This window comes from Allobosea sp. P5_A5, assembly GCF_056400625.1.
Genome location: NZ_JBFUKY010000012.1, coordinates 110,194 through 120,816 on the forward strand (window position 1 = coordinate 110,194; position 10,623 = coordinate 120,816).

The 10,623-nt window shown below is 60.9% G+C and carries 9 protein-coding genes; 7 read left to right on the forward strand and 2 right to left on the reverse strand.

What is annotated here, in order from left to right; translation table 11 throughout:
• Positions 1-21: 21 nt before the first annotated feature.
• Complete coding sequence (gene tssH / locus AC1DR6_RS20030) at positions 22-2,766, forward strand: type VI secretion system ATPase TssH (RefSeq protein ID WP_476831030.1); 2,745 nt, start codon at positions 22-24, stop codon at positions 2,764-2,766.
• Between the two features lie 335 nt (positions 2,767-3,101).
• Here the strand turns inward: tssH and AC1DR6_RS20035 are convergent, their stop codons facing one another.
• Positions 3,102-4,241 (reverse strand): helix-turn-helix transcriptional regulator, encoded by a 1,140-nt coding sequence (locus tag AC1DR6_RS20035; RefSeq protein WP_476831031.1) that lies wholly within the window; start codon positions 4,239-4,241, stop codon positions 3,102-3,104.
• Between the two features lie 120 nt (positions 4,242-4,361).
• Positions 4,362-5,306, reverse strand: a complete 945-nt coding sequence (locus AC1DR6_RS20040) for a PfkB family carbohydrate kinase (protein ID WP_476831032.1) — start codon at positions 5,304-5,306, stop codon at positions 4,362-4,364.
• A gap of 5 nt (positions 5,307-5,311) precedes the next feature.
• On the opposite strand from AC1DR6_RS20040, the gene AC1DR6_RS20045 reads away from it, so the two are divergent.
• The 6 genes from AC1DR6_RS20045 to AC1DR6_RS20070 all read left to right on the forward strand — a co-directional run.
• Positions 5,312-6,139 (forward strand): GntR family transcriptional regulator, encoded by an 828-nt coding sequence (locus AC1DR6_RS20045; protein WP_476831033.1) that lies wholly within the window; start codon positions 5,312-5,314, stop codon positions 6,137-6,139.
• 428 nt (positions 6,140-6,567) lie between these two features.
• On the forward strand, positions 6,568-7,752 hold the full coding sequence (locus AC1DR6_RS20050; protein ID WP_476831034.1) for an MFS transporter: 1,185 nt from the start codon (positions 6,568-6,570) through the stop codon (positions 7,750-7,752).
• 255 nt (positions 7,753-8,007) lie between these two features.
• The gene (locus AC1DR6_RS20055) at positions 8,008-8,328 is read left to right on the forward strand and encodes a hypothetical protein (RefSeq protein WP_476831035.1); all 321 of its coding nucleotides are present in this window, start codon (positions 8,008-8,010) and stop codon (positions 8,326-8,328) included.
• Positions 8,329-8,585: 257 nt separating this feature from the next.
• Positions 8,586-9,842: a tyrosine-type recombinase/integrase gene (locus AC1DR6_RS20060; RefSeq protein ID WP_476831036.1), complete on the forward strand. Its 1,257-nt coding sequence runs from the start codon at positions 8,586-8,588 to the stop codon at positions 9,840-9,842.
• A 256-nt stretch (positions 9,843-10,098) separates the two neighbouring features.
• Positions 10,099-10,311, forward strand: coding sequence for a helix-turn-helix domain-containing protein (locus AC1DR6_RS20065; protein ID WP_476831037.1), 213 nt, complete (start codon positions 10,099-10,101; stop codon positions 10,309-10,311).
• Positions 10,312-10,447: 136 nt separating this feature from the next.
• Positions 10,448-10,623, forward strand: a 176-nt coding sequence (locus AC1DR6_RS20070; RefSeq protein ID WP_476831038.1) for a transposase, incomplete at its 3' end; no start/stop codon positions are given.

Genomic DNA, 10,623 nt, shown 5'->3' on the forward strand with positions numbered 1-10,623 from the left:
ATCGACATAGAGGGTACGACCATGGCCGATATCAGCCTCGAAGCCGTTACCGGCAAGCTCAACCGGGTGGGCTACGACACCTTCCTGCAAGCGTTGCGGCACGCCAAGGGCGCGGGCAACCGCAATGTCGAGCTCGCTCATTGGCTGGTCCAGATCTTCCAAGGCAGCGTCAACGACATGACGCTGACGGCGGACCACTACAAGCTCGATCGGGCCAGGTTGCTGATGGACCTCGGCGCCGTCGTCGAGGGCTTTCGCCGCAATGAAACGGAGATGCCCGGCATCGCCAACCACATCGTCGATATCCTCGACCGTGGCTGGCACTACGCGACGCTGTTCTTCGGCGAGACCCAGATCAGGACTGGCCATCTGCTCGTCGCGGCCTTGAAATCGACCGAGTTGCGTCGCGCGCTGACGGCCCTGTCGAAAGAGTTCGCAAAGATCCCGGTCGAGGAACTGGCGGCGGCCTACGGCAAGATCTGGGAGGCGTCGCAGGAGGAAAATCTTCGGCCGATGGATGGCTCAGGCCTGCGCGCCGCTGGTACGCCCGGCGCAGATCAGGCTGAGGGGGCAAAAGGCACGACAGCGCTCGACCGCTTCTCACAGGATCTCACCGCCAAAGCGCGCGAGGGCGGCATGGATCCGATCCTCGGCCGCGACGACGAGATCCGGCAGGTCATCGACGTGCTGATGCGCCGGCGCCAGAACAACCCGATCCTCACCGGCGAGGCCGGCGTCGGCAAGACCGCAATAGCGGAAGGGTTCGCCCAGCGCGTCGCATCCGGCGACGTGCCGCCGCCGCTCAGGGGCGTGCGCGTCTGCGCGCTCGACATCGGCCTGATGCAGGCCGGCGCCTCGATGAAGGGCGAGTTCGAGCAGCGGCTGCGCTCGGTCATCGACGAGGTGCAGTCCTCGCCAACGCCGGTGATCCTGTTCATCGACGAGGCGCATACGCTGATCGGCGCCGGCGGGCAGGCGGGCACGGGCGATGCTGCCAATCTGCTCAAGCCTGCGCTGGCGCGCGGCACTCTCAGGACCATCGCCGCGACGACATGGTCGGAATACCGGCAATATTTCGAGAAGGACCCGGCGCTAACCCGGCGCTTCCAGCCAGTGCAGGTTGACGAGCCCGACGTCGCGCGCTGCTGCACCATGCTGCGCGGCCTGATCGGCCCGATGGAGAAGCACCACAAGGTCCGCATCTCGGATGCGGCCATCGTCGCGGCGGTGCATCTTTCGCATCGCTATATCCCGGCGCGCCAACTGCCCGACAAGGCGGTGAGCCTGCTCGATACCGCATGCGCGCGGGTCGCGATCAGCCAGAGCGCGACCCCGGCCGCGATCGAGGACGCCCGCGTCGTGATCTCGTCGCTGGAGCAGGAACAGGCGGCGCTGACCTCGGACGCCGATCTCGGCACCGACAGCGCCAAGCGGCTCGCTGAGATCGCAGGCGAGGTCGCGGAGAAGCAGCAGAAGCTGGCGGCACTCGAAGCGGAATGGGCCAGCGAACTCGCCATTGTCGAGGAGATCAAGGCGCTGCGGGCCAAGCTCGGTGAAAAGGCGCCGGGTGCCGATCCGAAGGCGAGCGTCGCGCAACAGGCGGCAGGCGACGACAGCGGTGTGGAAGCAGCGCCGCCAGAGGAGGGCGTTCCTTTCGCTGGCGGGGCCCAGACCGACGCGGAGGAAGCCCGCGCGACGCTCAACGCCCGCTTCGCGGCACTCAGCGAGATCGATCCAGCCGCCCGCATGATCTACGCCCATGTCGACGAGCAGTCGGTGGCCTCGGTCGTATCGGACTGGACCGGCATCCCAGTCGGCCGGATGGTCAAGGACGAGATCGAGACCGTGCTCAACCTTGCCGAGACGCTGAACCGGCGCGTCGTTGGGCAGGGGCACGGCATCGGCATGATCGCCAAGCGCATCGAGACCAACCGCGCAAGGCTGGACAATCCCAACAAGCCGATCGGTGTGTTCATGCTCTGCGGCCCCTCGGGCGTCGGCAAGACCGAGACGGCGCTGGCGCTAGCCGAGGCGCTCTATGGCGGCGAGCAGAATGTCATCACCATCAATATGAGCGAGTTCCAGGAGGCGCACACCGTCTCCACGCTGAAGGGCGCGCCTCCCGGCTATGTCGGCTATGGCGAGGGCGGGCGATTGACGGAGGCTGTCAGGCGCAAGCCTTACTCGGTGGTGTTGCTCGACGAGGTCGAGAAGGCGCATCCCGACGTACACGAGCTGTTCTTCCAAGTGTTCGACAAGGGCACGATGGAAGACGGCACCGGCCGGCGCATCGACTTCAAGAACACGCTGATCATTCTGACTTCGAACGTCGGCACCGACGAGATCATGAGCCTGTCGGCCAACGGCACGGCCAAGCCCGATCCCGAGGTGATGGCCGTGAGCCTGAGGCCCGCGCTGCTCAAGGTCTTTCCGCCGGCGCTGATCGGGCGGCTCGTCACGATACCCTATTATCCCCTGTCGTCGGACATGCTGGCCGGGATCGTGCGGCTCCAGCTCGGGCGCATCGGCAAGCGCCTGGCCGAAAACCACAAGGCGAGCTTCGTCTTTGACGATGCGGTAGTCGAGCATATCGTCGGGCAGTGTAACGACCCGGATTCGGGCGGCCGCATGATCGACAACATCATCACCAATTCGATGCTTCCGTCGCTCTCCCGCGCGATCCTGAACCTGCAGCTGGAGAAGAAGCCGCTGACAGAGGCAACGGTCACGCTCGAAAGTAGACAGTTTAATTATCAAGTTAATTAATCATCGACAGTACGTCATTCTAGCACATAGGAAAATATCAAAGTATTCGAATAATGAAAACTGCGAAATGGTCGTCGTGGACGGCGCGTTTTTTGATCTATGAAGCTTTTTTCGATTCAGGTTTGGTGCGTTGATCCAGGGCCTTTGCGTCAGACGGCTCACGATGATCGACGGCAATGCTTTAGGTCGAGGCGGCTAGGTGAATTACAGTGGCGCGGATTTTTCTCCTTAATCGCGCGCGCTGAACCGAGACGCGGCACTCGTCCATCATTTGGATGATGCCATTTGTAGCTAAATTAGGCTTAATGGCTTTCAGCAACGGGGCCGAGATGGGCTTATTCGCTGATGGCAAATCGCTGGCGCAGAGGCAGGGCAGCGCTGCGCAGCAATGAGACGAGCTGGCTTTGCTGCCGCGTATCGGTCTTCTGAAAGATGCGCGCAAGGTGGGTCCGCGCCGTTGAGATTCTAACACCTTGGGCCACTGCAGCCTCGGCGAGCGATAAGCCGCCTGCGAGGGCAGAGGCAAATTTTGCCTCTGTATCGGTAAGGTCGAACATTTGGCGGGCACATGCGGTCATGTCGGTCGATAGGTCGAGCCGCCGCAGAGCGAGCATGATCTTGCGATGGATTCCCGCAGAGGACGGAGCTGCAGGCATGATGCAGGCGGAGACTGAATGAGATCGCTCGCTACCGCGCAGGATCAGGCTAGTCGGGAAGGGCGCCAGCGGATCGCCGATGCTTTGCAACGCCTCGTCAACACGGCGCTTCAGCAGCCGCTGATCGGCACTGTGGCGCGCGCAGAGACGGCCCTGTCGCAAAGTGATCGCTCCATCCGGCTCGGCCAGGATCTCGTCGGCGCCGACATTGGCATGAATGATCCGCAGATCCTGGTCCACAATGGCAATACCGGGCTCCAGTGCATCAAGCGCGTCGCGTGCCTCGTCTCGCTGGATCGCGATCTTGCCGAGCTGACGCCTGATATCGACGACGCGGCGGAGAACGGGGGCGAGCTTCCGCAGCAGGGAGGCTTCCGCAGCATCGAAGCTTTCTCGATCGGATTCTCTTCCCGCGACAGAAAGACCGATCGGCTCGCCTTGCTCCGCAAGGCGGTGTTCCGTCCCGGGATAGAAGGTCTGAGGCTGCGTCTTATCCAGCAACGGTCGCGACGTGTTCGCATAACTGCGGAGCTCGACGCTGCGGCCGGTTGTGCCGGGCGACAGGCTGCGAAGCGCTTCGCCCATGGCGACAAAATCCGCTGCAAGACCGTCGGAAATAGCCAAACGATAATTGCCCTCATCGGAAGCGCGGCTGTTTCGATCTTGCTCACAGGGATCGAGCATGCACAGGCCGACTTTGGATCCATCAAACAGCTGACTCAGTGCCGCCGCTGCGGCCGGCATTTGAGCATCGTCCAGCGCGCCAGAAAGGAGCTGAGCAATGGCCGTCATGACCGTCTCGAAAGAGGGTTCCGCCATGGCGGTTCTCCTGCCGCGCTGATGTGCGGCCGGCAGCCGCACCGTCAGGACGCTAGCAGTTTGGATCGTTTTCGGAAAGTCCAAAATCGATCCAAAAAGAACCGGGGCCTTACTGCTGTTTCAGACGCCCCGCGCCGTCATTTTCTTGATCTCATCCGTACTCGGCAAAGCGTCGAAAACGCCGTGATGCCTGGTCGTGAGCGCTCCTGCCGCTGCGGCATCTCGCATCGCTTGGTCGAACGAAACCTGCTGGGCCAGCCGGACGGCGAGCGTTCCGGCAAAGGCATCCCCTGCTCCAAGTGTATCGACGACATCGACGGAGAAACCCGGTTGTACGAAGGTGGCGTCTCGAAACGAGGCGATCGCACCGGCGGGTCCGCGAGTCAAAATGATCCCCTCCGGTCCCAATGCGCGAACCGCTGGCGACAGCTCGCTCAAGAATCGGTCGGGGAAATCGACAGCCGACGGATCGGCATTGATCATTCTGGCCAGCTCCCTTGCCTCCGTCTCGTTGATGATGAGCATGCTGGTGTCGCGCATCAGCTTGGGCGTCAGCTCCCTGAACGGAGAGGGATTGAGCAGGGTCGGGACACCGGCGCGGCGTGCCAACGCAAAGCTTTCCTCGACCGCAGGCGCGGACGCTTCGAACTGCGCCAACACGATGGCTGCGCCTCGAATCGCGTTGGCGCGGGAACGTACATCGGCGGCCGACAGAGCAAGGTTTGCGCCGCCGGCGACGGCCAGCGAGGTTTCACCCTGGGCATCTGTAAAGCCGATGCCCGCACCGGTCGGCCCAGACAGTCGGACCAGCATGCTTTGCGGCAAATCGGCACGCGCAAGCGCTGGGCCGGCAAATTGCGCGGCGAGATCGTCGCCGGTGGCCAACAATCCCGTGACTTCCATGCCCAGCCGTCGCGCCATCACCGCGAGGTTGAAGCCTTTGCCGCCAGCTTCGATCGTAACGCTGGTGGCCGCGAGCGACTCTCCTGGCAGGGGAAAGCGGGAGACCTTCGCCGAGCAAGAGACGACGAAGCTGCCCAGTACGAAAATGGATTGCCCGGCCATCAGGTTTGATTTCCCCGTTCAACTACTGCTACCCGGTTTGTGTCACATCCATGCAACCACAGACAGAGCTGCAATTGCGTACTCTCAAGCCGTTGTTTCAGGATCTGCTGGAGCTGCGGAATGATACGGCCAAGCCCCTTTATCAGCAGCTCGAAGATCAGCTGGTGGCGCTCATCGGCGACGGGACCTTGTCCGCGGGAACGACCTTGCCTGCTGAGCGCCAGCTGGCAGAGCGTCTCGACGTCAGTCGTGGCACCGTGCAGCGCGCTTACAACGCGCTTCGTCGGCAGCGGCTACTGAGCGCGCAGGGCAGGCTTGGCTCCATCGTTCAGGGCCCGGGGCGGCGGGTCCATTCCGGCATGGACCGGCTCAAGGGTTTCACCGAAGAGATGCGCGAGCTTGGCCGAATGCCCAGCTCGCGGATTCTCGAGCGGTCGGTCGTACGCAGCCGATCGATAGCCTCCATCTTCGGCCGCTCTTCGCATAACGATTTTCTGAAACTGGTCCGCGTCCGCTCTGGCGATGGTATCCCCATGTCGCGTGAGATTGCCTGGTATAATCTCGACCGCGTACCCGAACTGGCCGAAAGCGATCTCTCGGGCTCGGTCTACGCGGCCCTGGCCGCCCTTGGAGCCCCTCTCGTGCGTTGCGATCAGACGATCGAGGCCGCTTCTCCGACAGCGGAGGAGGCCGCCATCTTCGGCTTCGAGCAGCCCGTCCCTTGTCTTCTGATCAAGCGGCGCAGCTACGACGCGGACGGCGACATGCTGGAATATGTCGAGGGTCTTTTCCGGGGCGACACCTACACCTACCGGCTGTCCCTGCGAATATGACGAGGTCCAATTCAGGTCCAAAAAATCCAAGCCGGTTGGCAGGTTCCGATGCGATCGTAACCAATGCAATGTGACGAAGCGCGCGTCGCAGCCATCGGATCTCTGAAGGGGCCGGTTGTCGGCACGTCGATCGGCAATGCAGGGCGCGGTCGTCGATATCGTTTCACATGCCATTGCCCGGTCGCGAACTGGCTGTCCCTAATGGTCGTCAGCGGCGCCACTCTCTGGGCACTTGGCCGCGCGCGCCGGCCTTGAGACACAAACCCCTCGTCGTATGTACCAGTGGAATTATGCGCCGCTAGCGCAGTTTCGCCGTCTGCTGGGATGCAGACATTTAGCATTGATGCGTCAAATCCATCGCTTGCCGCTATTGCAAATGCGCTTCGAGTGGACGAACAACTGCTGCGACGCCTTGGATGAGTTCAACAATGCAGCAGACTGCCAGCCGGTTTGAAATAGGCCTGCTCTACGTAATTGGCGTCGTGCAAGGTCTCGCCCTAGTAACGTTTCCGGCCGCCAGTGCGATCTTCACCAATCCTGGCGGCTTTGCCCTGTCAGGCACGCAGTATGGCGCGATGTTCATTCCGCAGGTCGTGCTGGCGATCTTGACTGCGGCGCTTGGCGGCTCGCTGGCCAGGCGGCTTGGCTTGCGAGCGGTGTTACAGCTCGGGCTCTGTGCCAACCTTCTCTCGATGATGCTCCTCGCAGCAGCCCCGCTCCTGAAGGGCTCCCCAGCGGCTTATGTCGTCCTTTGCCTTGCTACCGGGGCGCTCGGCTTCGGCTTCGGCACCACGACCATGGCATTGAACACGCTGGTACAGGGCTTCGCGGGACCGCGTCAGGATGTGGCAGTGCTGACGTTGAACGCGCTTCTTGGTCTCGGCACGGCACTTGCCCCGCTTCTCGTTACTCTTTTCAGCTGGCTCGGTGCTTGGTGGGGGCTGCCCATGATGGTCAGCCTGTCACTGGTCTTACTTATGGCCGCCGCGCGACGCGCGCCGTTCCAGATGACCTATGCTACAGCGGGCGCGGCGCAAAGCTTACCGACGCGCTTTTGGGTCTACGGCACTGCAGTGCTTCTCTACGGTATCGTTGAGACTCTCACAGGCAACTGGACGGCGCTCTATCTTACAATCGAGCGCCAGGTTTCTCCTGACAATGCGGCTTTCGCCCTAACCGCCTTCTGGATCATGCTGACGCTCGGCCGCATCCTCTTCGCGGTGCTAACACATTGGCTGCCGGTAAGGCTGGTCTATGTTGGGTTGCCGTTCCTACTCGCGCTCGCCTTCCAACTCGCAGCGCGGGTGAATGGAACGGCGTCGGGCATCGCTGCCTTTGCGCTTGTCGGCTTTGCCTGTTCGGCAATCTTGCCGCTTAGCCTGAGCTTCGCTGGCCAAGAGTTTTCCGCCCGGCCGGCCACGATACTTGGTGCTCTAATTGCCATCTATCAACTCGGCTATGGTGTCGCTGCATTTGGCGGAGGAGCATTGGTAGAAAGCGTCGACATTGCTTATTCAACCGTCTTCTCGCTTGGCGGCTGGGTCGCGCTGGCTCTGGGGATCATTGCGATACTCATTGTTTGTCGGAAAGCGAAATCGCTGCCGATCCCTTAAAGCGCTTAGGTTGCGTTAATAGCTGATTCTGCCGCATCGCCCGCAAGCAAACGCTAGCAGCTCTGGACGCAACCTCGGCTCCCGACCGAGCCAAGTCGCCAGTCACAGTTTGGCAAATATTGAAGCAGCGCGGGCGATACGGGTGGGCCGTCCTAAAATGAGGACGCGGCTATGGTCCGCCATGGGACATTTCCACCAATGCCAATATTGCGCGGTACGCCTATCTCGCATGATCTCAAGGAGTTTTCCCGCGTAATGTCTCTGCTGGCCCTGATCCCGGCCGAGCAGGGGATTGCCCCACTCATCGTCGATGAGACGGGCAGCCGGCCCTACGCCGAATTCGCCCATGCTAGCGACTGGCGCGTGATTACCCGCGAGGCCGGCATTCCCGATGCGGTCGGGAATGCCGATGCGCACGCCGGGGCCGAAGACGCCGGCGCGGATTTGGAAACGATTCGCGGGTCGGTTGGCCACACGCAGGCCCGTACCGTACATTATTCACGCAGTGCCGTTGGGAAGAGCTGCCGTATCGCGAAGGCGCGGGTTGCGCATCGTATAGCGGAGAACGAGGCCTGAACGAACGATGGGGAACATGTGAAACGTTAGATCAGCCGTAGACCGTCGTAATGGTCTGACGTTCAAAGGTTTTTTGGAGCGGGCGATCGGGATCGAACCGACGACATTCAGCTTGGGAATTGTAATGTATCGCCGTCAGGGACCCTTAGAAAGGCATTTTGCCTCATAATAGGCGGAGTTTTTGCGCAGAAGGCCCCCAGAGCCCTTGCATGTTCTCGGCATCGTTGTAGCCCTTATGTAGCCGGAGGAGGGTTTGCGTGCCTAAGAGAAGCTCGATCAAGATCACAAAGCGCATCGTTGACGCGATGAGCCCCGGAACCGACGTTTGGGATGCGGAGGTTCGAGGATTTGGAGTTCGGTGTAGGGCGAAGGGCAAAGCCTACATGCTTAAGACCATCGTCAACGGGCAGCAGCGATGGATCACAATTGGAACACACGGCTCGCCATGGACGGCTGATTTGGCTCGGGCCGAGGCGAAAAGGCTCCTCGGCGAAATCGCCGGCGGTGGCGATCCGTCTAAGAAGCAGACCGAAGCGCAAGTTTCGATTGAAAAGCTTTGCAGCCTATATCTGGAACGGCACGCCGCCGTGAAAAAGAAGGCTTCGAGCGCGAAGCTCGATAAGGCTAACATCGACAACCATGTGTTGCCGCTAATGGGCCGCCGCCTCGTAAGCGAAATTCAGTCTGGCGACGTAGAAGCGCTGAAGGCGGCCATTAGGGAGGGCAAGACCGCACCGGCAGATCCGAAAGAGCAAAGCAAGGCTCAGGGTGGCGGCATTGTGGTGCGGGGCGGCCCAGGCGCCGCCAATCGGACTTTGACCCTGCTCTCAACCATGATGAAGTTTGCAGAGCGGTGGGACTTTCGCCCTAAAGGTTCGAATCCGGTCATAGGGGTGACTCGGTTTGCGGAGGAGCCAAAAGAGCGCTTTCTCAATGCCGAGGAATTCAAAAGGCTGGGCGACATTTTGGAGGAACAGGAGCGAAACGGCCACGAGCTTCCCTCTGCAATCGCTGCCATCCGACTCTTAATTCTGACTGGCGCGCGCCTTTCCGAAGTTTTGACGCTGAAGTGGAGCCATGTGCAGCTCGAGCGAGCGCGATTGCGCTTGCCTGACTCCAAGACGGGCGCAAAAAATATCGCCCTGCCGAAGTCCGCGGTCGAGCTCCTAGCTTCGGTTCCCCGCTTAGAGGGAAACCCCTACGTGATTGTGGGAGGGCGGGATGGCAAACACCTCGTCGATCTTCAGCGGCCCTGGCAGCGCATCCGAGCAGCTGCCAAGCTTGACGATGTCCGTATTCACGATTTGCGGCATAGCTTCGCTTCGCTTGCGATCCAGAATGGCGTCTCGCTGAGTGTCATCGGGAGCTTGCTCGGCCATCGCAGCACCGAAACAACGAAGCGATATGCCCACTTTGCCGATGATTACCTTCAAGCTGAGAGCGAGAAGATCGGAAAGCTCCTCGTTGGGGCGTTGGGTCCTGGTGCCACGGGCGAAAAGGATGGGTCAGAATAGGACTGCGTCATTCTGCCGCAGTAAAAGGGGCGTTAGGCAGATGCTTTGGAATGGGTCCCAGAGCCTCTGACATAAATCGACATAAAGAATCTGGGGGAACCCGCTAGGTCGAGCTAGTCAGCCGCTCGAATCAAATAAAAGCTTATTAAACTCAATAGATTAGCCCGTAGACAGGTCCATTGGCCTCCGGCATATGGCTCTCACCGCGGCGGCAAACCGCGGTTTTTCAGCAAGCCATATGACAAGGAGTTATTTCGTGGATTACCTGCTGCCGGCGGCGCGCGCTGCCAAATTCCTGTGCATCAATGTGAAGACCCTTGAGGCCATGCGGCTGAGAGGTGATGGCCCGCCGTGGGCCAAGGTCTCAAAGCGACGTATCGCTTATCGGCGTGCCGACCTCGAAGCCTATGTCGAGAAGCGAATTTTCTCGTCAACCTCAGAGTACGGCAGGGACGATAGGCCTCAATAGGGCTGACGGGGGCAGAGGCAGCCAGAATAGCGCTAAAGTCTAAAATGCAACTTTATGTTGATTTTAGGGCTCGGACCCATAAAGAGGTTGGCACCGCTGGCTCTGTATGATTCACGGCTTCCCGGAGGAGGCCCGGATGAATCGGGATCGTTTCTGGCTCACGGATGCGCAATTCGCGCGGATCGCACCGCATTTGCCGACGGACACGCGTGGCAAACCGCGTGTTGATGACCGCCGGGTGATCAGCGGGATCGTCCATGTCCTCAAGTCAGGCGGGCGCTGGATCGATGCGCCGCCCGATTACGGGCCGCG